The following is a 22,163-nucleotide window of genomic DNA, read 5'->3' as shown; positions in this document are numbered from 1 at the left end:
ATGTTACATAAAGCCGTTCCGCTCGGTATTTACGAAAAGGCGCTGCCGGGGGGCGAAGACTGGCTGGCACGCCTGCAACTGGCGGCCTCGCTGGGGTTCGATTTTGTCGAGATGTCGATTGACGAATCTGATGCGCGGCTGGCCCGGTTGGCGTGGTCTGCTGAGCAGCGTATGGCCCTGGTGAAAGCCGTGGCCGCCACCGGGGTGCGCGTGCCGTCGCTCTGCCTCAGCGCCCATCGCCGTTTTCCATTAGGCGCAGAAGAGGATGAGGTGCGCGATCAGGGGCTATCCATTATGCGCAAAGCGATCCGGCTGGCGCAGGATGTCGGCATTCGCGTGATTCAACTCGCAGGCTATGACGTCTATTACCAGCAGGCCAACGAGCGTACCCGTGAGCGCTTCCGTGATGGGTTGGCGCAGGCAGTGGAGATGGCCAGCCGGGCGCAGGTGACGCTGGCGATGGAGATCATGGATTACCCGCTGATGAACTCCATCAGCAAGGCGCTGGGCTATGCGCACTACCTCAACAACCCGTGGTTTCAGCTCTACCCGGATATCGGCAACCTGTCCGCCTGGGACAACGATGTGCAGATGGAACTCGCGTCAGGTGCCGGGCATATCGTTGCGGTGCATGTCAAAGACACCCGGCCCGGCGTCTTTAAAAATGTGCCGTTTGGTGAAGGCGTGGTGGCGTTTGAACGCTGCTTTGCCACCCTGCACGCCAGCGGTTACCGCGGCCCCTACCTGATCGAAATGTGGAGTGAGAACGCCCCTGACCCGGTGGCGGAAGTCACGGCAGCGCGCCGCTGGGTGTGTGAGAGAATGCGCCGGGCCGGGCTGGGCGTGCTGGAGCCGGACGCGCTGGAAACAGGAGTGCGATGATGCTGGAGTCTTTGAAACAACAAGTGTTTGACGCCAACGTGGCGCTGCCGGCGCACCGGCTGGTGACCTTTACCTGGGGCAACGTCAGCGGTATCGATCGCGACCGGCAGCTGATGGTGATCAAGCCCAGCGGCGTGGCGTATGAACAATTGCGGCCGGAGGACATGGTGGTGGTTGATCTGGACGGGAACGTGGTGGAAGGGCGCTACCGCCCCTCGTCAGATACCGCGACCCATCTGGTGCTTTATCGCCGCTACCCGGCCCTGGGCGGCATTGTGCATACCCACTCTACCCATGCCACCGCCTGGGCGCAGGCCGGGCTGACCATTCCGGCCTTCGGCACGACCCATGCTGACTACTTCTCTGGTGACATCCCCTGTACCCGCGCCCTGCGGCGTGAAGAAGTGGAGGGCGACTATGAACGGGAAACCGGCCGGGTCATCGTGGAAACGTTCACGGATCGCGATCCGCTGCATACGCCGGGCGTGATTGTCAGCCAGCATGGGCCCTTCAGCTGGGGGAGTTCGCCGGAAGAGGCGGTGCATAATGCGGTGGTGCTGGAAGAGGTGGCGAAAATGGCCTGGATTGCGTGCAGCGTTAACCCGCATCTGCACCCAATTGATGGCTACTTGATGAAAAAGCACTTCAGCCGTAAACATGGTGCCGATGCCTATTACGGCCAAAAATAAAGACGATGGCCCGCGCATCAGGGATGCTCGCCGTGGGTGATGGGTGATGGGTGATGGGTGATGGGTGATGGGTGATGGGTGATGGGTGATGGGTGATGGCGGGTAATGGCGGCTGTGGCCGCCATTACCCGTTCAGGCGATCACCCGCTCAGGCGCTCACCTGTTGAGACGTTCAGTGGCAGCGCCTGATTAATCGCCTCAGGCGCTGTACCCCATAAGCTGCATCAGCCGCTGTGCCTGCACTACCGCCTCCTGGCGGTGGGTTACGCCCAGCTTCTGATAAAGGTTACGGATATGGGTTTTGATGGTGGTGGCCGCTACATCCAGTTCCCCGGCAATCTGGTCATTGCTGTAGCCGGAGTAGATCAGGCCCAATACCTGCCATTCGCGCTGGGTCAGGGGGCTGGTGCGGATCAGTTCAGGCACATGCGGGTGGGTCAGCAGCTTCAGCACAAAGCCTTCGTCAAAATGGGCGAATTTGTGGCGATGGTGCTGGTTAATGTCACGCAGGATACGTTGCGCGCGGTGCTGTTCCAGTTCCGCCAGGGCATTCAGCTGAATAAGCTGGCGTAATTGCTGGGCCATCAGTTCGCCCTCAATGACGAAATGGCTGATAAAGCCGGTGCGGTTGGCCAGCGTCAGCGCTTCCATCAGCGCTTTCTGGGCATCTGCTTTCCGCTCACACAGCCAGTAGAGCCGGTTACTGAGCAGCAGGTTGCGGTTGAGGTCGCTGTAGAGTTTCAGGCGGCGGGCGTTGTCATTCAGCTCATCCAGTACCACTTCCGCCTCATTGAACTGGCCGAGCAGAATTTGTGTGCGGGCTATATTGCGCCATTGCCCCTGCAAAAAGTGGTTATCCGCCATGCCCGGTTTTTCGGTATGGCGCAGCCAGTTGGCAGCAGCGGTGACATCATTGGTCATCTGCCAATAAATCACCCGGGCTTTATCGGCGTTGGTCAGCCAGTCGCGGTGATAGGCGCTGCCCAACAACAAGGTTTCACACCCCTGGAGATGGCGGCCGGCATTGTCCAGATCGCCCCGCGCCAGCGAGCACTTCGCCAGCATCGCCAGGCACTGCAGCTGGTGTTGCGGCTGGTAGTTATTGAGCACCTCCAGGCCACGCCGGGCGGCACCTTCGGCCTCGTCCAGCCGTGCCCACGACCACAACAGCTGCGCGCGCAGGCGCAGCAGGAACTCGTGCAGCGGCAGCTGTTCCAGATGCTGCTCGCGCACCAGGTCAAAGGCTTTGTCCTGAGTTTCAAAGGCGGCCTGTAAAAAGCCCTGGGCGATCAGGATTTCGCTCTGTTGCAGCAGCGCCCAGAGGGCGTAATGGCTGACGTCATGCCGCCGCGCCATCTGCTCGGTTTGCTGCATCATCGGCAGTGCGCGTGCCAGTTCGCCTTTGCAGTGATGTACCTCGCCGGTCACGGAGGTGGCGACAATGCGGCTGTAGTAACTCGACAGCGGCAGGAATTTCAGCGCTTCGCCGGCAAGCTGTTCAGCCTCTTCCGGTTTGCCGGCCGTGATCGCCACCTGTGCCCGCAGGGCGTTGAATTCAGCGGCCAGGGTTTTATCAATCTCCAGATGCTGGGCCTGCATCGCTTCGGCGGCGCGATCCAGCAGCGTATCGACTTCGGTAAAGCGGTGCTGGCTTTGCGCCAGCCAGGCCTGCAACAGTGCCAGTTTGGGGCTCTGTACCAGCCGCTCATAGGGCAGCGCATTCAGGCACTGCTCAAGCAGCGTCAGTTCGCTCTGGTTGAACAGCATCCAGCCATGGTTCAGCAGGATGTCACGCAGCAGGTCGACGTCGCCGGCTGCCAGGGCGTGATGAATGGCTTCTGCCGGGAAGCCCAACGCCAGCCAGCCTTCGGCCGCGCTGCGGTGGATAGTCGGCAGCTCCAGCGCCAGCTCCCACTGGCAGCGCTGGCGCAAAAAGGCGGCGAACAGCGGGTGGAAGCAGAACCACTCGCCGCTGTCGTCCATGCGGTGAATAAACAGCCCCTGGCGTTCCAGCTCCTCCAGCCGTTGCTGGCCGTAATCCTCACCGGTCAGCCGCACAATCAGCGCATCGTTCATGGAGCGGAGCACCGCGCAGCGCAGCAGGAAGTGGCGGGTATCGACGTCAATACGGTCGAGCACCTCATCCACCAGGTAATCATTCAGGTGGCTGGCATTCAGCCCGGCCAGCCGTTGGGCTGATTTATGGGCCGCCGTACCGGACTGGCGGGCGGAGAGGGCGATCAGTTGCAGGGCAGTCGCCCAGCCTTCAACGTCGTCACACAAACGGCTGCTGTCACCCTGTTCCAGCGGGTCATGCAGCCGGCAGTCAAAGAACTGCTTTGCCTCCAGATGGGTGAAGGCGAGCTGGCTGCTGCCGAGTTCCAGCAGTTGATCGCGTACCCGCAGGTTGGCGATGCCGAGCGGCGGCAGCGAGCGCGAGAGCAGCACCAGCGTCAGGTTTTCCGGCTGGTGGCGCAGGAAAAAGCGCATCGCCTCATGAATCTGCTCATTGGTGATCAGGTGATAGTCGTCAATCACCAGGTAGAGCGGCCGGTGCCATTCGCTGAGGTCAATAAACAGCTGGGAAAACAGCGCGGACAAACTGGCGTACTGGTGTTTCTGGCTCATGGCCTCGCTTTTGCTGCAATGGCCGCCGGTCGCCTGCTGGATAGCGGCAACCAGATAATTCACAAAGCGTTCTGGCTGGTTGTCACTCTCATCCAGCGAATACCATCCCAATTCAGCGATATCGGCCGCCCATTGGGCAACCAGCGTCGTTTTTCCGTAACCCGCCGGGCAGTTAACCAGGGCCAGGCGGTAATTGGCCGCGCTGGCCAGTTTGGTCAACAGACGATCGCGCACCACAGTATTTTGCAGCCGTACCGGACGGCTGAGTTTTGAAGGGATCAGCATGAGGTTTCCATCTTCTCTGACAGCGGCGGAGGTGGTGAAAAGGTAACCATCCAATACACCATGATTATTTTACGGCACGTAATTAATCATTAGCCGTTAAGTTCAGCTAAGCCACTTTCTAATGCAATAACTGCCGGTTTTAAGGTGATGGTAAGTTGCAGTCGATCACACTTCACGGCTACGCCCTGCTTCTCCTCCCCAGCTAAGCGTCCGGCGGGATGATGCCGCGCCGCAGAGTGCCCGGCAGGATAGCGATAATTATTTAAGCACCCTGTCCGCCACGCCCTAATCCCATGTTCAACATTTAACTGGTTAACATTAACCGGTTTAACTACAGGAATGAGACCTGCTTATGTCACAGCTCACATTTAAGAAGGATGTCTTTTTGGCTGCGCTGTCACGCCAGTGGCACCATTTCGGCCTTCATGCCGCAGAGGAGATGACGCCGCACCAGTGGTGGCAGGCGGTGAGTGCTGCCGTTGCTGAGCAACTGCCACCCCAGCCCCGGCCGGAAGCGGCGGAAAAAGGGCAACGGCATGTGAACTACATCTCAATGGAGTTCCTGATTGGCCGCCTGACCGGCAACAACCTGATTAATCTTGGCTGGTATGACGACATCGCCGGCATCCTGAAAGGCTTTGACCTCTCGCTGACGGACATCCTTGAGCAGGAGGTTGATCCGGCGCTGGGCAACGGCGGCCTCGGGCGGCTGGCCGCCTGCTTCCTGGATTCCATGGCGACCCTCAGCCAGCCGGCCACCGGCTATGGGCTGAACTATCAGTATGGGCTGTTCCGCCAGCGCTTTGTGGACGGCAAACAGCATGAATCACCTGACATCTGGCATCGGGAAAGTTACCCGTGGTTCTCCCATAATGCCTCGCTGGCAGTAGATGTCGGCATGGGCGGCAAGCTGGAGAAACAGGCCGACGGCAGAACCGTATGGCGTCCCGATTTCATCCTGCGCGGTGAAGCGTGGGACTTGCCGGTGGTGGGCTATCGCAATGGCGTCAGCCAGCCGCTGCGCCTGTGGGAAGCTACCCACCCGGCCCCGTTTGACCTCGGTAAATTCAATGACGGGAATTTCCTGCACGCTGAGCAGCGCGGCATCGACGCCGCCAAACTTACCAAAGTGCTCTACCCGAATGACAACCATCAGGCCGGCAAGCGCCTGCGCCTGATGCAGCAATATTTCCAGTGTGCCTGTGCGGTGGCAGACATCCTGCGTCGCCACCATCTGGCAGGCCGCGCGCTGGCGGATCTGCCGGATTATGAGGTGATCCAGCTTAATGACACCCACCCGACCATCGCGATCCCTGAGATGCTGCGCATCCTGCTGGATGAGCACCAGCTGGAGTGGGATGCCGCCTGGCAGATCACCAGCCGCACCTTTGCCTACACCAACCACACGCTGATGCCGGAAGCGCTGGAGTGCTGGGATGAAAAACTGGTACGCAATCTGTTGCCGCGCCACTTCGCCATCATTAAGCAAATCAATGCTAACTTTAAAAAGATTGTCGATAAGCAGTGGCCGGGCGATGAGGCGCTGTGGGGCAAACTGGCAGTGCTGCATGACAAACAGGTACGCATGGCCAACCTGTGCGTGGTGGCCGGGTTTGCGGTGAATGGTGTGGCGGCGCTGCACTCGGATCTGGTGGTGAAGGATCTCTTCCCGGAGTATCACCAACTGTGGCCGCAGAAATTCCATAATGTCACCAACGGCATCACGCCGCGCCGCTGGCTGAAGCAGTGCAACCCGGCGCTGTCAGCCCTGATCGATGAGACGCTGAACACCGAATGGGCCACGAATCTGGACGCGCTGAAAGGGCTGGAACCCTATGCGGAGGATGCCGGGTTCCGCGAGACATTCCGCCAGATCAAGCACCGCAATAAAGAGAAACTGGCCGCCTATGTGAAGGATGTCACAGGCATTGTGATTAATCCTGAGGCGATCTTCGATATTCAGATAAAAAGGCTGCATGAGTACAAGCGCCAGCACCTGACGCTGCTGCATATCATCGCGCGCTATCAGGAGATCCTGAGTAAAAAAGGCGCTGACCGGGTGCCGCGGGTGTTCCTGTTCGGGGCCAAGGCCGCGCCGGGTTACTACCTGGCGAAAAATATCATTTATGCGATCAACCAGGTCGCGTCGATGATCAACAACGATCCGCGTGTGAAGGATCAGCTGAAAGTGGTGTTTATCCCGGATTATAAAGTCTCGGTCGCGGAGCTGATGATCCCGGCGGCGGATGTCTCCGAGCAGGTCTCCACGGCGGGGAAAGAGGCGTCCGGCACCGGCAACATGAAGCTGGCCCTGAACGGCGCGCTGACGGTGGGCACGCTGGATGGCGCTAACGTCGAGATCGCCGAGCAGGTGGGCGAGGAGAATATCTTTATTTTCGGCAACACCGTGGAGCAGGTCAAAGCCCTGAAAGCCGGGGGCTATGACCCGCTGAAATGGCGCAAGAAAGACAAAAAACTTAATGCGGTGCTGAAAGCGCTGGAGAGCGGCGAGTTCAGCAACGGCGACAAACAGGCGTTTGATATGTTGCTGAACAGCCTGCTCGGCGGGGGCGATCCCTACCTGGTGCTGGCGGATTTCGCCGCGTATGAAGAGGCGCAGCAAAACGTGGATACCCTCTACCGCGATCCGGAAGAGTGGACCCGGCGCGCTATCCTGAATACGGCACGCGTTGGAACTTTCAGTTCGGATCGTTCGATCCGGGATTATCAACAACGCATCTGGCAGGCAAAACGGTAAGGAGACCGCATGGACGAGAAACAGATTGATCAGGCGGCGACGCTGGCAGGCATTTCTGCCGGCTTTATCAATGCGCACGGCAAACAACAGGCGATCCCGGCGCAGACCAAAATGAAGCTGCTGACCGCGATGGGCCGCGATGAAGAGACGCCCCCCACCGCCGGGCCGCTGCCGCCGGTGAAAGTGTTCACCCAGGGCCGGCCGATTTCCCTGTCGCTGGCCGGTAAGGGCGAATTCAATTGGGTGCTGGAGCAAGAGAACGGCACGCGGACGGAGGGGCGCGCCGGGGGAAGCAAACGGCTTACCCTGCCGGGGCGGCTGCCGGCCGGTTACCACCAGCTGACGCTGGAGCAGAAAGGGCAGCGCTGGGGCTGCCGCATCATTGTCGCGCCGAAACGCTGTTATGAGCCGGAAGCGCTGCTGACCGGCAAAAAACTCTGGGGAGCCTGCGTGCAGCTTTACAGCCTGCGCTCGGAGCAGAACTGGGGCATTGGTGATTTCGGCGACCTGCGGATGATGCTGGAAGAGACGGCGAAACGAGGCGGGGCGTTTATCGGCCTGAACCCGATTCACGCGCTTTACCCGGCCATGCCGGAGAGCGCCAGCCCTTACAGCCCTTCGTCACGCCGCTGGTTGAATATTCTCTACATTGACGTCAACGCGGTGGATGAGTTCCGCCACAGTAAGGCGGCCCAGCGCTGGTGGAAACAGCCTGAAACGCAGGCCACGCTGGAAAAAGCGCGGGCGGCGGAATGGGTGGACTACAGCGCGGTGACCACCCTGAAACGGGAGGCGCTGCGGCTGGCGTTCCCTGATTTTGAGGTGTTGCCCGCTACCCATGCGCGCAAACGTGCCTACCTGCAATTCGTTGAGCAGGGGGGCAGCAGCCTGCGCCAGCAGGCCGCCTTTGATGCGCTGCATGAACAGCTGATCAAAGAGAATAAAGAGTGCTGGGGCTGGCCCGCCTGGCCGGAAAAATACCGTGACGGCACCGAGGCGACAGAAGCGTTTTATCACTCCAACCGTGACGACGTTGAGTTTTACCAGTGGCTGCAATGGCTGGCGCACAGCCAGTTCGCCGACTGCTACGCCCACAGTGAGGCGCTGGGTATGCCGATCGGCCTCTACCGTGATCTGGCCGTCGGGGTGTCTGAGGGCGGTGCAGAAACCTGGTGTGACCGCGAATTATACTGCCTGCGGGCGTCGGTCGGTGCGCCGCCGGATATTCTCGGCCCGCTCGGCCAGAACTGGGGCCTGCCGCCGATGGATCCGAACGTGATGCAGACGCGCGGTTATCAGCCGTTTATCGATCTGCTGCGTGCCAACATGACCGACTGCGGCGCGCTGCGCATTGACCACGTGATGGCGCTGCTGCGGCTGTGGTGGATACCCTATGGTGAAACCGCCGATCAGGGGGCGTATGTCCAGTATCCGGTGGATGATCTGCTGGCGATTCTGGCGCTGGAGAGCCAGCGCTACCGCTGTATGGTGATTGGTGAGGATCTGGGCACCGTGCCGGTGGAGATTGTCGCCCGCCTGCGGGATAGCGGCGTGTACTCGTACAAAGTGCTCTATTTCGAGCGCGATCGCGACAACATCTACCGCGCACCGCAATCTTACCCGGTACAGGCGATGGCGACCGTCACCACCCACGACCTGCCGACCCTGCGCGGTTTCTGGGAGAGCGGGGATTTGACGCTCGGCCAGAAGTTGGGGCTGTACCCGGATAAAGAGGTATTCGCCGGGTTGCAGGCCGACCGGGATAAATCGCGCCAGGGGCTGCTCAACAGCCTGCACCAGTATGGTTGTGTGCCGAAAAAACTGGGGCATAAGGCATCCATGATGGCGATGACCCCGACGCTGAACCGCGGCCTGCAACGCTATATCGCTGACAGCGCCAGCGCATTGCTGGGGTTACAGCCCGAGGACTGGCTGAATATGAAAATGCCGGTAAACGTGCCCGGCACTACGGATCAGTACCCTAACTGGCGGCGTAAGCTGTCGCAGACGCTGGAGGCGATGTTTGCTGATCCACAGGTCAACCGGCTGCTGAAGGATCTGGATAAGCGCCGCCGAAAAGTCTCGGTCTGAGCCTGCTGCCGCGCTGGAAATAAAAAGGGCACCCCAAGGGGTGCCCTTTTTCACGGTACGCAACCTGACGCACCGGTAGCGGTCACGTCTTAATAATAAGAGTGCTCACCGCGCTGGTGTTCGGTCAGATCCCGCACGCCTTTCAGCTCCGGGAAGTTCGCCAGCAACTCTTTTTCGATGCCGTCTTTCAGGGTGACATCAATCATCGAGCAGCCGTTGCAACCGCCGCCGAATTGCAGGATCGCGTAGCCGTCGTCGGTAATTTCCATCAGCGTCACACGGCCGCCGTGGCCGGCCAGCTGCGGGTTGATTTTGGATTGCAGCTCATACTCAACACGCTCCATCAGCGGCGCGTCATCCGAGACTTTACGCATTTTGGCGTTCGGGGCTTTCAGCGTCAGCTGGGAGCCGAGCTGGTCAGTCACAAAGTCAATTTCGGCATCTTCCAGATAAGGCGCGCTCAGCTCATCCACGTAGGCGGAGATCTGATCAAATTTCAATTCTTTGTCGGTGGCTTCTACCGCGTCCGGCGGGCAATAGGAGACGCCGCACTCAGCGGTAGGCGTACCGGGGTTAATCACGAATACGCGAATCTGAGTGCCTTCTTCCTGGCTCGCCAGCAATTTGGCAAAGTGTGCTTGGGCTGCGTCGGTAATACGGATCATAGCATTCACTCAATAGTTGACTTCTCTAGTAGGTTATAATACGCCCAATGACGGCATCACTACAAGGTGCGGCACAGGCACCAGATTTGAATCGACGCCACACCCGCACGATTGAGCAACGCGCAAATCTCCGCCACCGTACTCCCGGTGGTGACCACATCATCCAGCAGCGCCACATGGCAGCCGGCCAGATTCTGCCGGCAGTCAAAGGCCCCACGCAGGTTACGCCGCCGCCGGGCCGCGGTGAGCGTGCGCTGTGCCGGGGTGGCACGCAGGCGTTGCAGCGTATCTTTCCGGTAGCCGCAGCCCAGCCAGCGTGCCAGCGGCACCGCCAGCAGATCACTCTGGTTATAGCCGCGCCGCCACTGCCGGTGCCGGTGCAGCGGCACGCTGATCAGATGATGCGGCCGCACCACCCGCCCGTGCCGGTGGGCATCCAGCCAGCGTAACAGCAGCAGGCGCGCCAGCACCGGGGCCAGTTCCGGCGTCTGGCTGAACTTAAGCTGATGCACCAGGTGGCTGAGCGGCGGGCGAAAATCGGTGACGGCAACCAGCGCCTGCCAGGGCGGTGGCCGCCGCAGGCAACGCCCACAGGGCACATCGCGCGAGGCCGAGGGCAGGCCGCAGCGCGGGCACGCCGGGGGCAGGGCCAGTTGCCGCAGGCAGTAGCTGCAAATACCGTGGCGGCTGAGGTGTAACGGCATCCGGCATAGCCAACACAGGCCGCCGATTGTTAGCATACTCATCTTGGCTTCCTTGCAGAGATACAGAGACAGGACAATAACCTATGACGGAGCTTTACTGGCAGACAATGGGCGAAGGCGATCGCGATCTTGTGCTGCTTCACGGATGGGGGTTGAACGCCGATGTCTGGCAACAGGCTGCCGTGCGACTTGCGCCGCATTTCCGGCTGCATCTGGCCGACCTGCCCGGCTATGGGCGCAGCACCGGTTTTGGTGCCATGACGCTGGCAGAGATGGCCGACCGGGTACGGGAAAGTGCCCCGCCGCGCGCCCACTGGCTTGGCTGGTCGTTGGGCGGGCTGGTGGCCAGCCAGATTGCGCTGGATGCCCCGGCGCAGGTGGCGTCACTGATCACCGTGGCCTCTTCGCCCTGCTTCGCGGCGCAGGAGGCGTGGCCGGGTATCCGCCCTGAGGTGTTGCAGGGGTTCCAGCGCCAGCTCAGTGAAGATTTCCAGCGCACGGTGGAGCGTTTTCTGGCGCTGCAAACCCTGGGCACCGAGAGCGCAAAGCGCGATGTCCGGTTACTGAAGGCGGTAGTGCTTGAGCAGCCAATGCCGGGGGTAGAGGTGTTGAACGGCGGGCTGGAGATATTGCGGCAGGCCGATCTGCGTGAACCGTTGCGCGCGTTGACGCTGCCTTTTCTGCGCATTTATGGGCAGCTCGACGGCCTGGTGCCGCGTAAAATTGTGCCGGTGCTGGATGCGGCATGGCCTCAGTCCACGTCTGTGATCATCGACAAAGCCGCCCATGCGCCTTTTGTCTCCCACCCGGAGACCTTCTCGCAGTTACTGATTGATTTCCTTACTGAAAAATAACAGGGCGGTAATACCGGCAATCTTTGCTAACCAGTTGTTTATGCGCTGAATTTAGGGTGATGAAATGAAATTATTTAGTGGGCTGAGTGGCTAAATCGGCAAACTGTTTAATACTTAAGAAGGTAACTCGCTGACAGACAACGTGAACATGGCTGATGGCCCCATCAACAGCAGCCATGCTCACGCGACTGTTACGCTTCTGGGCAGAACAACGCCGGAGTTCATTCGCACAAGGATGATGCTGTCTTCGTGGTGTTCGTTATTTGCTTATCTTGACTGCTTTCTTAAACACTAATCATTCTACGAGAGGTAAGGTCATGAAATTTATTTCTGCAATGAAGGCTTCAACAATGACGGCAGCGCTGCTGGCCGGCGTGATGTCATTTGGCGCACTGGCGGCGCAAGAGATCTCCAAAGAAGAAGCCACCAAATATGAAAAAGTGGGCACAGTCACCACCACCGCTGAAACCACGTCGCCCATGGATGCCAAACAAGAGTTGTCCAAACTGGCGGATGAGAAAGGCGGCAAATACTTTGTGGTGATTGCCGGCCGTGAACACGGCAAAGTCAGCGCGATTGCAGAAGTGTATAAATAATCTCTGCCTGAAACGACCTTGGGGCGCCAACAGGCGCCTTTTCTTTTTGTACGACGTTCCCGCCTCTTTTCCGCCTCTGCCACGTGCGCCGCCGGGTTATATCCCGCGTTATTGCGGTATAATTCCCTCGGAATTTTCCTCACATTGACGCGGAGATGCGCATTAGTGGCAGCTACGATTTATGACATCGCACGGATGGCCGGGGTCTCCAAATCGACCGTGTCCCGGGTGCTGAACAATCAGCCCAATATCTCCCCTGAAGCCCGTGACCGGGTAATGCAGGCGATCGACACGCTGAACTACCAGCCCAGCAAACTGGCACGTGCGCTGACTTCCTCAGGCTTTGACGCCATTATGGTGATTTCCACCCGCCCGACCCGCAGCACGCTGGGTAACCCCTTCTTCGCAGACATTGTGCACGCCATCGCCTCCCGGGCAGAAGAGGAGGGATTCGACGTGATTTTACAGACCTCCCGTAACAGCGAAGATGACCTGCAAAAATGCCTGGTGAAGATCAAAGAGAAGATGGTGAAAGGCATCATCATGCTCAGTTCACCGGCGGATGAGGCCTTTTTTGTCCAGCTCGACAGTTACACCATTCCGGTGGTGGTGATTGGCCGGGTTGAGGGGCAGTACCGGCACATCTTTTCGGTCGATACCGACAACGTGCATGACAGTTACCGCATGACTCAGGCACTGATTGCGCAGGGGCACCGGGCGATTGCCTGTTTGCACGCCTCGCTGGATTTTCATGTGTCGATTGACCGGCTGGCCGGTTACCGGCAGGCGATGGCGGAAGCGGGATTGCCGGTAGACCCGGCGTGGATTGTGGATGGCGGCAACAGCGTGGAGGAGGGTTATCAGGCGGCATGCCGGTTACTGGCACTGCCCCGGTGGCCGACCGCTGTGCTGGCGACCGATGCGCTGAAAATCCTCAGCCTCTACCGGGCAGCGCAGGAGCAGGGGTGCAGCATTCCCGGCCAACTCTCGATCATGGGCTTCAGTAATACCAGCATTTCCCCGCTGCTAACGCCGCCGTTAAGCGGCATCGATGTACCGACCGCCCAACTGGGCTGGCAGGGCGGCGACCTGCTGTTTGCCCGCATCACCGGGCGCGAACCGGCGCAGATGCATACGCTGGTGGAGACCGAAATCCGTTACGCCCGGTCAACGGCGGCCCCGGCCTGACGCCATAAAAAAGGGAGGGTGCGCAGACCCTCCCTGTGTGGTTTCCCGGTGCTTACGAAAGCATTGGGATCACCTGTTCGGTTTCGCTGTCAAAGAAGTGGGCGTGGGCCATGTCCAGCCGCAGGCCCAGTTTCTCCCCGGCGTGAATGTCACACTGCGCATCGGTGCGCACTACCAGTTCATGCCCGCCAATCTGGCAATACAGCATAAATTCTGCCCCGGTCAGCTCAGCCACCGACACACTGGCCTCAATCTGCTGCTGGCCCGGTTGCGCCAGCTGGATAGATTCCGGGCGGATCCCCAGAATCAGTGGCTGGCGTTGGTACCCGGCCGCGTTGAGTTTCTCCAGCGCTGCCGCCGGGATCGGGATATGCAGGCTTTCCGTCGCAAAATGCCCGCCATCCAGCGCCCCACGGATGAAGTTCATCGCCGGGGAACCGATAAACCCGGCTACAAACATATTGCATGGCCGGTTGTAGATGGTTTTCGGGCTGCCGACCTGCTGCACAATGCCGTCTTTCATCACCACGATCCGCGTCGCCATGGTCATGGCTTCGGTCTGGTCGTGGGTCACGTAGATCATCGTGGTGTCGAGTTTCTGGTGCAGTTTGCTGATTTCTGCCCGCATCTGGACACGCAGTTTGGCGTCGAGGTTGGAGAGCGGTTCATCCATCAGGAACACTTTGGCGTCCCGCACAATGGCGCGGCCCAACGCGACCCGCTGGCGCTGGCCGCCGGAGAGCGCGCTCGGGCGGCGTTGCAGCAGATCTTTCAGCCCGAGGATCTGCGCCGCATAGGCCACGCGCCGTTCAATCTCCGCTTTATCCACGTTCATCAGCTTCAGCGCGAACGCCATGTTGTCATACACCGACATGTGCGGGTAAAGCGCGTAGTTCTGGAACACCATCGCAATACCGCGGTTTTTGGCGGCCACGTCATTCATGCGCTGGCCGTCAATCAGCAGGTCACCGTCGCTGATATCCTCCAGCCCGGCGATCATCCGCAGGGTAGTGGATTTACCGCAACCCGAGGGGCCGACGAACACGATGAACTCTTTGTCTTCAATCTCCAGGCAAAAATCTTTTACCACGTGGACATTGTTGGGATAAATCTTCTGAATGTGCTGTAAAGAAATCTGGGCCATGCTCAGCTCCTGGTGATGGGTGTGGGGCAGGCCTGTTTCGCCTGCCAATGGGCCAGCAGATCTGGCCAGGCCAGCTCCCCGGTGTGATTCAGCCGGTAATCCGCCCCGGCCAGCGTTGCGCCAATCCCTACCGAGTACATGCCGCTGGCGTTGATGGCCGCGATCCCGGCCTGCGCATCTTCAATGCCGATCGCCTGCGCGGGCGCGACCCCCAGCCCCCGGCATGCCGTCAGGAAAATTTCGGGATGCGGTTTGGAATGGGTTAATGCGCGGGCATCCGCGCAGAAATCGAACCAGTTACATAACCCCAGTGATGCCAGCACCTGCGGGGCATTTTCCGACACCGAGGCCAGCCCGATGCGGCACCCGGCTGCCCGCAGGTCAGCCAGCAGCGGCAGAATGCCGGTCAGAATGTCCGCCGGGCTGAGGTTCGCCAGCAGCTGCCGGTAGAGCTCGTTCTTCTCCGTCATAAACTGTTGCCGCTGCGCCGGGGTGTAGGCATCGGCCTGGCCGCCATGCTGCAAAATACGCGTCAGGGAATCGGCACGGTTAACGCCTTTTAACTGCTCGTTAAAAGCGCGATCAATGCAGATACCCAGTTTTTCCGCCAGCTGTTGCCAGGCGAGAAAGTGAAACTCGGCGGTGTCAGTGATCACCCCATCCAGATCAAACACCACCGCCTGGGGTAAAGGCTTCATTGCCATCATGCTTCCTTAGTGCTCAAGTGCCAGCACCAGCCGGCGGGTGAAAGAGTGCAGCGTGCCGTGGACGCAGATGCTCAGCGGGGCATCATTCGCTTTTTCAATCTGCAATTGCTGGTGGCTGATGCTCACCTGGAGCTGTTCACCCCGCCAGCAGAGCGGGAAGCGCAGCGTTTTCCAGTGCGGCGGCAGGCGCGGCGAGAGCACCAGTTGCCCCTCCTGATACTCCAGCCCGGCAAAGCCCATGATCGCCCCGAGCCAGATGGCCCCGGTGGCGGCGGCGTGGATGCCGTCATCACAGCTGTGCGGCTCCGGCCCCAGGTCGATCGCCATCGCCTCGCGGTACAGCGGCCAGGCGAGGTCGGCCATGCCGTTGCGGCAGGCCACAATCGCGTAGATCGCCTTGCTCAGCGACGAATCATGGATGGTGCGCGGCAGGTAGTAATCCAGGTTGGCACGTTGCACTTCGCGGCTGAACAACGACGGCAGCAGGAAGAACAGCATGATCAGGTCAGCCTGCTTGAGGATCTGCATCTCGTTGACTTCCGCCCGCGAATAGTCGAGCAGAATCGACTGTGTGCCGGCCTTCGCCTGATAGCGCGTCAGGTCAATGGTGGGTTTGCTGAAGAAGCTGTCATCCTGCGGGATTACCCGCTCGTTATCCGGCTGCGGCAACACGCAACGGGCCAGGAAATCCCGGCCGCGGGTGTGGACGTCCTCATGCTCCGGCGTGTCCGGCAGGTAATGCAGCGCCTGCGCCACGCAGTAGTGCGCCAGATAGTTGGTGTAGGCGTTGTTGTTGATGTGCTCGGTGTACTCGTCCGGGCCAATCACATCATGCAGTTCCAGCCGGCCATTGACCTCCGTGGTGCGGCTCAGCCAGAACAGCGCGCACGCTTTCAGTAGCGCCTGTGTCTCAGTGGCCTGGAACTGGGCATCACCGGTGGCCTGCAGGTAGCCCACGGCGGCATAGGCGATGTCCGCCACCAGATGGTGCTCGGCCAGCGCTGACGCCACCGGCTGGCGCAGCCCGGTGCGGATGTTGATCAGCCCAAAGGCCGGGGTCTCCTCGTCACCGGTGAAGGCGCTCTCCCACGGGAACAGCGCGCCCTCATACCCGCACCGCGCCGCTTTCTGCTGCGCCTGCGGTAGGCGGTGGTAGCGGTAGCGCAACAGCGCCCGCGCGGTCTCCGGCCGGGTCAGCAGGTGATAGGGCAGGATAAAGATGTCGGTATCCCAGAATACGTGGCCTTTATAGCCTTCGCCGGTCAGCCCTTTGGCCGCCACGCTGCACCGCTCATCATGCGCCGGGGTCATCGCCGCCAAGTGGTAGGCAGACATGTCCAGCGCCAGCTGGTCAAACGGATCGCTTGACCCGACCTCCACCCGCGCCTGCGGCCACCAGCGTTGCCACTGTTGCAGGCTGGCTGCACGCAGCGCCGCGTAACCCTGTTCAACCTGTGGGGCGAGTTGCGCCAGGCAGTGCTCGTCCCAGTTTTCCGGTTCCGCATCGCCCGGCAGGCAGACGTCAACCCAGCTGATTTTTTCCAGCGTCAGCGGCACGCCCACCCGCAGGGTGGTGCTGAACTGCTGATTCAGCTGGCGGTTTTTCGCAGCGTAGCTGATGCGCGCATCATCGCTGGAGAGGCGACAATGGCTGCTGATCATCAGCGCCATGTCACCTTCCGGCGTGCGGTAGCAGCCTTGCAGCGTGTGCTGGTGCATCACTCGCACGCTCGCTTCCGTCAGGTGCTGGCGGCCGCTGTTGGTCTGCGTGGCGTCAATGCCGGTGGTGAGGCGCAGGGGCGTCTCCTGATCCAGCGCGGTCAGCGTCAGGGTCGCGGCCACCAGTTGTTGCGGCGCACGCGCCACAAACCGCGCGCTTTTCAGGCTGAACAGGCCGCCTTCCGGCGATTGCCAGATCAGTTCACGGCAGAGTTCACCCAGCTCCGGGTGGAATTCACGCCGGTAAGAGAGCAGTTTCCCGGCCAGCAGCGAAAAGGGGGTATTTCCGAATTCAATTTTACAGCCGGTGATGTCCGGCAGGTTCACCAGTTCAGTGACCTCATCCGGCGTGGCGCGATGGTAAAAACCCGCCACAAACATGCCGCGCACCTGGTCGGTATAGGCCTCTTCGTGGCCGCCGCGGATGCCGAGATAACCGTTGCCGCAGGTCATCAGGGTGGCGTATTTGTTCAACTGGTGGGGGTTGAAACCCGGCTCACACAGCACGGAGAACGGGGCAGAAGGGGAAGTCATCATAACGTCACGCTCTCACCCTGTTCAGCGGCCTGATACATCGCCGCCACCAGTTGCTGGATGCGGTAACCCTGGCGGCCATCGGCTACGTCGCTCTCTTGCCCCATCACGCGGTCAACAAAGGCTTTCATGCTGTTGTGGTGGCGCTGGCTGTCCGCTTCCTGGCGCTGGTAAAGCGTCAGCAGCTTGCCGCCGTCGTCGGTATAAATGTGCGCCGGGAAGAGGGTGGCCCCCGCGTCGGCCCCGCAGAACTGCACATTCATCACTGATTCTTCCGGGATATTCAGCGCAAAAGAGGTCTCCAGCCGTAAAATGCCGCCGCCCGCCAGTTCCAGCGTGGCAAAGAGCGAATCTTCCACCGTGTACTTTTCCGGCTGCCATTCGCCGAACAGCCCGCGGTTTTTGCGGTTGCCAATCTTGCAGAACTGATGGGCACTGACGCGTGTGACCTGGGGGAAGCCCAGCACATACATCGCGGCATCCAGCATATGAATGCCGATGTCGATCAGCGGCCCGCCGCCCTGTTGTTCTTTATCGATAAACACGCCCCAGCCCGGCACGCCGCAGCGGCGCAGGGCGCGGGCCTGGGTGACGTAAACCTCGCCCAGCGCCCCGGCGGCCACTTTTTCCCGCAGGATCCGGCAATCTTCAGCGAAGCGGTGGTGGAAATCATAGGCCAGCACTTTCCCGGCACGTTCGGCGGCTTCAGCCATCGCCAGCGCCTCGGGCGGCGTCATGGCCGGGGGCTTTTCGCACATGACGTGGCAACCATGCTGCAACGCCTGAAGTACCTGGGCCGAGTGGAAGCGGTTAGGCGAGCAGATGCTGACCAGATCCGGCTGTTCAAGGCGGTACATCTCGTCTGCGTCGGTGTAAGCACGGGCGATGTTATTGCGGGCGGCAAAGGCGTCAGCGCGTTCAGCCTCTTTGTCCACCACGGCAACCAGCGTGACGTCCCGGCGGGTGGCGTAATAGGCGGCGTGAACTTTCTCCGCCACCTGGCCCGCACCAATAATCGCGACCCGTAAGGGCCGCGATGCGTGAGCAGTAAACTCCATGTTTTTCCTGCCGATTAGCGCAAGGCGCGCAGATAGTCGAGGGAATCCTGATAGGCTTTGGCCGGATCGGCTGCCCGCACGCGGCATTCGTAGACGGCGTAACCGTCATAACCATCTTGTTTGAGCTGGTTGAAGTGGCGTGCGAAGTCCAGCGAACCGCTGCCCGGCTGATAACGGTGGTTATCGGCGATGTGGACATGGCCCAGCAGATCGCGGTGCTGATGCAGCGCGGCGCTGATGTCATCTTCCTCGATGCTCATGTGGTAGAAGTCACCGATGATCTGCGTGTGGCGAAGCTGGTTCTCTTCGATATAGCGGCGGGCGTCGGCCAGCAGGTTGATCATATGATCCTGATAGCGGTTCAGCGGCTCCAGAAAGACTGTCGTGCCGGTTTCAGCGGCGATGCCGTCGAGGAATGTCAGCGAGCTGCTGACGGCCAGGCGGTCACCGGCCACGCTGCGCGGCGAAGTCATCGGCGGCAGGCGATAGGTGAACATGCCCCAGGCAGCCGGCACCACGATGCCTTTCGCGCCGACGTCAGCCAGCGCCCGCAGGATGGCGGCAATCTGTTGCAGGCCGTTCAGGCGGCGTTCTTCAATGAAATCCCCGATCCAGCCGTCATAACCGCCACAGGCGCTGATCACCGGCAGGCCGGTCTCTGCGATCGCGGCCTTCACCTCGGCCAGATTATTCACCAGCAGGCGGCCGTCGATTTCAAACCCGTCAAAACCCATCTCTTTGATGTAACGGAATTTATCCAGAATGGCTTCCGGGAAGAAAGCCTGATTTTGGGTACCGATTTTCATCTAAATATTTCCTGTAAAGTCACACGTAATCAGAAGGTAACGCCCATTTTGATGCTCAGTTCCGGGTGTTGATCGACAAAGCGCATGTAGCTTTCGGCGCTGTCGCTAAATGTCACCACCGGGTCGATCAGGTCACGGCAGTCGAGGTAGCCGTTCATCAGCAGCTGCCAGCAGCTGTCTTCGATGCGTTTGCGGTTCCAGCGCGGGTAGTCCGGATTCGGTTCGCTGCACGCGCGGGAGAACACGATGCGTGCATTGTTGAAGTGCGCTTCACGGCCCAGGTTGAAGCCTTCCGGGAAGGGTTTGGCGAAGGCCACATAGGAGATGGTGCCGCCGTAAGCCAGGCCGCGCAGGGAAGCCTGCAATGCCTGTGCATTGCCGCTGGTTTCGATGATCACGTCTGCGCCGCGTTTGTCGGTCAGGCGTTTGATCTCCAGACCCAGATCGCAGGTGGTCGGATCGAGGGCCACATCCGCGCCATGTTTACAGGCGATCTCGCCGCGGTGGGCCAGCGGATCCACGCCGATCACCAGCGCCGCACCGGCACCTTTCGCCAGCTGCACCGCGATCTGGCCGATCGCGCCCAGGCCAATCACCACCACCACGTCGCCTACGCGCACGTTGCCGTCGCGCACGCCGCTCATGGCGAACTGGGCCGGGTCATAACAGACGGCGTTTTGCCATGCTGCACCTTCCGGCATGTGGCGCAGTTTGTAGTTGTCCACGCCGTTGACGATCACCGTCTCCTGCAGCGGCCCGTAGGTGCAGACGCGGTCACCCAGCTGGTATTGCGTGACCTGTTCGCCTTTCTCCTCGACGGTGCCGACCACCATGTTGCCCAGGGTAAAGTTGCCGAACTCAATGCCGCGCGCTTCGCCTTCCGCACGCGGCACAAACAGGTTCCATTCGCTGGAGAACGCCTCATCGATAAACGGGCTGACGCCACGGAAATCCACCACTTCGGTACCGTGTTTCGGTGCGCCGAACTGCACACGGATGCGCACTTCATGTGCCTGCAACGGGCGATCTTCATACTCCACCAGTGCGGCAACGCGCGGTGCAACGGCGACTAACTTTTTCATGCTTACTCCTTTATAAGTTCACGACGGGTAAGGGCGGCGTCAGCCTTTGACGCCGCCATCAGTGAGATTGCCTTTGATGAATTTTTCCGACAGGGCGTACATCGCCACCACCGGCAGCGCCGTCACCAGTGAGGCGGCCATCATGCGGCCCCAGATGTAGTCAGGCGTGCTGAACAGGGCGTTGAGGCCCACCGGCAGGGTGAAGTGCTTCGCGTCGGAGAGGAAAATCGAGGCGAACAGGTAGTCATTCCATGCCACCATGAAGCAGTAGACGAACACGGAAATGATGCCGGAGATCGCCAGCGGCACGGTGATGTAGAAGATGATTTGCAGCCGGTTGAGGCCGTCCATCATCGCCGCCTCTTCGATATCTTTAGGAATGGTGTCGAAGTAGCTTTTCAGCATAAAAATGGCGGTCGGCAGGGTCTGCACCACCATGGTGATCACCAGCGCGGTCAGGGTGTCATACAGCCCCATCGACGAGATGATCTTGAACAGCGGCACCACCAGCAGAATGCCGGAGAACATATACACCGTGTAGAAACTGGTGTTGATGGTCAGCCTTCCCTTGAAGCGCAGCCGCGACAGGGCATACGCGCCCAGGATGCCGAGCAGCACCGCAATGCCGGAGGCTACCAGTGACACGCTCAGGCTGTTCTTGAAGTAAGACATGAACGGGAAGATCGTCGGGTTGAAGATGTCCGCGTAGTGCTGCCACGTCCAGTTTTCAGGCCACAGGGTCGGGTGCAGGGAGATCGCCTCTTTACTGCTTTTGAACGAGGTCATCAGCATGATGAAGAAGGGGAACAGCACCACCGCGAGAAATGCGATCAACGCCAGATAGAACCCGCCCCGGCGCAGCAGGGAACGTTTAGTTGTTGCCATGAGGATTCACCCGTTTTCTCGCGAGGAGGATCACAATGAAAATAATGCCGAACAGCACCACGGACAGCGCCGCCGCTTTACCCAGGTCGTTGAGCGCAAAGGCGGTTTTGTAGAGGTAAACACCCAGGATGTTGACTTTGTTGGTCAGCAGGTAGACGTCGGCAAACATGTAGAACATCCAGATCGCCCGCAGGATGATCACCGTAGCCAGCACCGGCATGATGGCCGGCAGGGTGATCATGCGGAATTTCTGCCACAGGTTGGCGCCGTCCATTTCCGCCGCCTCATACAGCGATTTGTCGATGGTCTGCAAAATCGCCAGGAAGGAGATAAAGGCGTATGGGAAGTAGCGCCAGACGGCAAACAGCACCACCAGCGCAAAGCTGCTGCCGGGGTTGTCGAACCAGAGCGGCGCGCGGTCGAACAGGTGCAGCAGGTCACCGCCGACCCAGTTAACGATGCCGTAGCCGCTGTTAAACATATATTTCCAGGCGAACACCAGCGAGATGGACGGCGTCACGTAGGAGAGGATCACCAGCGAGCGCGCCGTTTTACGGAAGCGGAATTCCCGGTTGAAGAACAGCGCGACCCCCAGCCCCACGCCGGTGCTGCCGATCACCACCAGCGCGGTGTACCAGAAGGTGACCCAGAGCGAGTGGTAAAACTCCGGATCGCTGAGGATGCTCAGGTAGTTATCCAGCCCGACAAACCGGTCGGAGAGGCGCGGGTTAAGCGGCAACTGCAGGAAACTCAGCTGCAGGTTGGCGACCATCGGGTAGACCACCAGCAGCGCGAGCAGAACCATGCTCGGTGCCAGCAGGTACCAGGCAAACGCCGTATCTGTTTTTAATCGTTTTCCCAGGCTCAGGCGTTTCGCCGGCAGCGGGG

18 protein-coding genes are annotated in these 22,163 nt (G+C 60.1%); 7 read left to right on the top strand and 11 right to left on the bottom strand.

What is annotated here, in order from left to right:
- Both CYR55_RS12920 and CYR55_RS12915 read left to right on the top strand, forming a co-directional pair.
- Nucleotides 1-882: an L-ribulose-5-phosphate 3-epimerase gene (locus CYR55_RS12920; RefSeq protein ID WP_101816529.1), complete on the top strand. Its 882-nt coding sequence runs from the start codon at nucleotides 1-3 to the stop codon at nucleotides 880-882.
- Between the two features lie 2 nt (nucleotides 883-884).
- Nucleotides 885-1,571 carry an L-ribulose-5-phosphate 4-epimerase gene (locus CYR55_RS12915; protein WP_101816600.1) on the top strand — a complete coding sequence of 229 codons (687 nt, stop codon included), beginning with the start codon at nucleotides 885-887 and terminating at the stop codon, nucleotides 1,569-1,571.
- A 198-nt stretch (nucleotides 1,572-1,769) separates the two neighbouring features.
- On the opposite strand, the gene malT is transcribed toward CYR55_RS12915, so the two are convergent.
- Nucleotides 1,770-4,484: an HTH-type transcriptional regulator MalT gene (malT, locus tag CYR55_RS12910; RefSeq protein ID WP_101816528.1), complete on the bottom strand. Its 2,715-nt coding sequence runs from the start codon at nucleotides 4,482-4,484 to the stop codon at nucleotides 1,770-1,772.
- A 352-nt stretch (nucleotides 4,485-4,836) separates the two neighbouring features.
- Here malT and malP point away from each other — a divergent pair, with 352 nt between their 5' ends.
- Complete coding sequence (malP, locus tag CYR55_RS12905) at nucleotides 4,837-7,242, top strand: maltodextrin phosphorylase (RefSeq protein WP_101816527.1); 2,406 nt, start codon at nucleotides 4,837-4,839, stop codon at nucleotides 7,240-7,242.
- Between the two features lie 9 nt (nucleotides 7,243-7,251).
- On the top strand, nucleotides 7,252-9,333 hold the full coding sequence (malQ, locus tag CYR55_RS12900) for a 4-alpha-glucanotransferase (protein ID WP_101816526.1): 2,082 nt from the start codon (nucleotides 7,252-7,254) through the stop codon (nucleotides 9,331-9,333).
- Between the two features lie 89 nt (nucleotides 9,334-9,422).
- On the opposite strand, the gene nfuA is transcribed toward malQ, so the two are convergent.
- Together nfuA and gntX are read right to left on the bottom strand one after the other, a co-directional pair.
- Complete coding sequence (nfuA, locus tag CYR55_RS12895) at nucleotides 9,423-9,998, bottom strand: Fe-S biogenesis protein NfuA (protein ID WP_101816525.1); 576 nt, start codon at nucleotides 9,996-9,998, stop codon at nucleotides 9,423-9,425.
- 59 nt (nucleotides 9,999-10,057) lie between these two features.
- Entirely contained in the window at nucleotides 10,058-10,738 is a 681-nt protein-coding gene (gene gntX / locus CYR55_RS12890) for a DNA utilization protein GntX (RefSeq protein WP_101816599.1), read from the bottom strand.
- Between the two features lie 47 nt (nucleotides 10,739-10,785).
- On the opposite strand from gntX, the gene bioH reads away from it, so the two are divergent.
- From bioH to CYR55_RS12875, 3 genes are all read left to right on the top strand, one after another.
- Nucleotides 10,786-11,556 (top strand): pimeloyl-ACP methyl ester esterase BioH, encoded by a 771-nt coding sequence (gene bioH, locus CYR55_RS12885; RefSeq protein ID WP_101816524.1) that lies wholly within the window; start codon nucleotides 10,786-10,788, stop codon nucleotides 11,554-11,556.
- Between the two features lie 335 nt (nucleotides 11,557-11,891).
- On the top strand, nucleotides 11,892-12,152 hold the full coding sequence (locus CYR55_RS12880; RefSeq protein ID WP_101816598.1) for a YdgH/BhsA/McbA-like domain containing protein: 261 nt from the start codon (nucleotides 11,892-11,894) through the stop codon (nucleotides 12,150-12,152).
- 165 nt (nucleotides 12,153-12,317) lie between these two features.
- Nucleotides 12,318-13,340, top strand: coding sequence for a LacI family DNA-binding transcriptional regulator (locus tag CYR55_RS12875; protein ID WP_101816523.1), 1,023 nt, complete (start codon nucleotides 12,318-12,320; stop codon nucleotides 13,338-13,340).
- Between the two features lie 52 nt (nucleotides 13,341-13,392).
- On the opposite strand, the gene CYR55_RS12870 is transcribed toward CYR55_RS12875, so the two are convergent.
- From CYR55_RS12870 to CYR55_RS12835, 8 genes are read right to left on the bottom strand one after another with little or no spacing between them, the layout of a single operon-like run.
- Nucleotides 13,393-14,484 carry an ABC transporter ATP-binding protein gene (locus tag CYR55_RS12870; RefSeq protein ID WP_101816522.1) on the bottom strand — a complete coding sequence of 364 codons (1,092 nt, stop codon included), beginning with the start codon at nucleotides 14,482-14,484 and terminating at the stop codon, nucleotides 13,393-13,395.
- 2 nt (nucleotides 14,485-14,486) lie between these two features.
- Nucleotides 14,487-15,188 carry a beta-phosphoglucomutase gene (gene pgmB / locus CYR55_RS12865; RefSeq protein WP_101816521.1) on the bottom strand — a complete coding sequence of 234 codons (702 nt, stop codon included), beginning with the start codon at nucleotides 15,186-15,188 and terminating at the stop codon, nucleotides 14,487-14,489.
- A gap of 9 nt (nucleotides 15,189-15,197) precedes the next feature.
- On the bottom strand, nucleotides 15,198-17,447 hold the full coding sequence (locus tag CYR55_RS12860) for a glycosyl hydrolase family 65 domain-containing protein (RefSeq protein ID WP_241522147.1): 2,250 nt from the start codon (nucleotides 17,445-17,447) through the stop codon (nucleotides 15,198-15,200).
- Nucleotides 17,444-18,502 (bottom strand): Gfo/Idh/MocA family protein, encoded by a 1,059-nt coding sequence (locus tag CYR55_RS12855; RefSeq protein WP_101816520.1) that lies wholly within the window; start codon nucleotides 18,500-18,502, stop codon nucleotides 17,444-17,446. Before CYR55_RS12855 ends, CYR55_RS12860 begins: the two co-directional genes overlap by 4 nt.
- Before the next feature lie 14 nt (nucleotides 18,503-18,516).
- Nucleotides 18,517-19,308: a sugar phosphate isomerase/epimerase family protein gene (locus tag CYR55_RS12850; protein WP_101816519.1), complete on the bottom strand. Its 792-nt coding sequence runs from the start codon at nucleotides 19,306-19,308 to the stop codon at nucleotides 18,517-18,519.
- Nucleotides 19,309-19,337: 29 nt separating this feature from the next.
- Complete coding sequence (locus tag CYR55_RS12845) at nucleotides 19,338-20,390, bottom strand: zinc-dependent alcohol dehydrogenase (RefSeq protein ID WP_101816518.1); 1,053 nt, start codon at nucleotides 20,388-20,390, stop codon at nucleotides 19,338-19,340.
- A 39-nt stretch (nucleotides 20,391-20,429) separates the two neighbouring features.
- On the bottom strand, nucleotides 20,430-21,275 hold the full coding sequence (locus tag CYR55_RS12840) for a carbohydrate ABC transporter permease (RefSeq protein WP_101816517.1): 846 nt from the start codon (nucleotides 21,273-21,275) through the stop codon (nucleotides 20,430-20,432).
- A complete protein-coding gene (locus tag CYR55_RS12835; protein WP_241522152.1) occupies nucleotides 21,262-22,080 on the bottom strand; it encodes a carbohydrate ABC transporter permease in 819 nt (272 codons plus the stop codon). The genes CYR55_RS12840 and CYR55_RS12835 overlap by 14 nt, the downstream gene beginning before the upstream one ends.
- Between the last annotated feature and the right edge of the window lie 83 nt (nucleotides 22,081-22,163).

Source organism: Chimaeribacter californicus (assembly GCF_002858675.1).
GTDB lineage: Bacteria > Pseudomonadota > Gammaproteobacteria > Enterobacterales > Enterobacteriaceae > Chimaeribacter > Chimaeribacter californicus.
Note: the sequence above shows the minus strand (reverse complement) of the source record. Positions and strands in the feature narration are given on the sequence as shown.

Coding starts and splice junctions, on each gene's coding strand:
- CYR55_RS12920 (WP_101816529.1), top strand. CDS start 1: ATGTTACATAAAGCCGTTCCGCTCGGTATTTACGAAAAGGCGCTGCCG.
- malT (WP_101816528.1), bottom strand. CDS start 4,484: ATGCTGATCCCTTCAAAACTCAGCCGTCCGGTACGGCTGCAAAATACT.
- malP (WP_101816527.1), top strand. CDS start 4,837: ATGTCACAGCTCACATTTAAGAAGGATGTCTTTTTGGCTGCGCTGTCA.
- malQ (WP_101816526.1), top strand. CDS start 7,252: ATGGACGAGAAACAGATTGATCAGGCGGCGACGCTGGCAGGCATTTCT.
- nfuA (WP_101816525.1), bottom strand. CDS start 9,998: ATGATCCGTATTACCGACGCAGCCCAAGCACACTTTGCCAAATTGCTG.
- gntX (WP_101816599.1), bottom strand. CDS start 10,738: ATGCTAACAATCGGCGGCCTGTGTTGGCTATGCCGGATGCCGTTACAC.
- bioH (WP_101816524.1), top strand. CDS start 10,786: ATGACGGAGCTTTACTGGCAGACAATGGGCGAAGGCGATCGCGATCTT.
- CYR55_RS12880 (WP_101816598.1), top strand. CDS start 11,892: ATGAAGGCTTCAACAATGACGGCAGCGCTGCTGGCCGGCGTGATGTCA.
- CYR55_RS12870 (WP_101816522.1), bottom strand. CDS start 14,484: ATGGCCCAGATTTCTTTACAGCACATTCAGAAGATTTATCCCAACAAT.
- pgmB (WP_101816521.1), bottom strand. CDS start 15,188: ATGGCAATGAAGCCTTTACCCCAGGCGGTGGTGTTTGATCTGGATGGG.
- CYR55_RS12860 (WP_241522147.1), bottom strand. CDS start 17,447: ATGATGACTTCCCCTTCTGCCCCGTTCTCCGTGCTGTGTGAGCCGGGT.
- CYR55_RS12855 (WP_101816520.1), bottom strand. CDS start 18,502: ATGGAGTTTACTGCTCACGCATCGCGGCCCTTACGGGTCGCGATTATT.
- CYR55_RS12850 (WP_101816519.1), bottom strand. CDS start 19,308: ATGAAAATCGGTACCCAAAATCAGGCTTTCTTCCCGGAAGCCATTCTG.
- CYR55_RS12845 (WP_101816518.1), bottom strand. CDS start 20,390: ATGAAAAAGTTAGTCGCCGTTGCACCGCGCGTTGCCGCACTGGTGGAG.
- CYR55_RS12840 (WP_101816517.1), bottom strand. CDS start 21,275: ATGGCAACAACTAAACGTTCCCTGCTGCGCCGGGGCGGGTTCTATCTG.
- CYR55_RS12835 (WP_241522152.1), bottom strand. CDS start 22,080: ATGGTTCTGCTCGCGCTGCTGGTGGTCTACCCGATGGTCGCCAACCTG.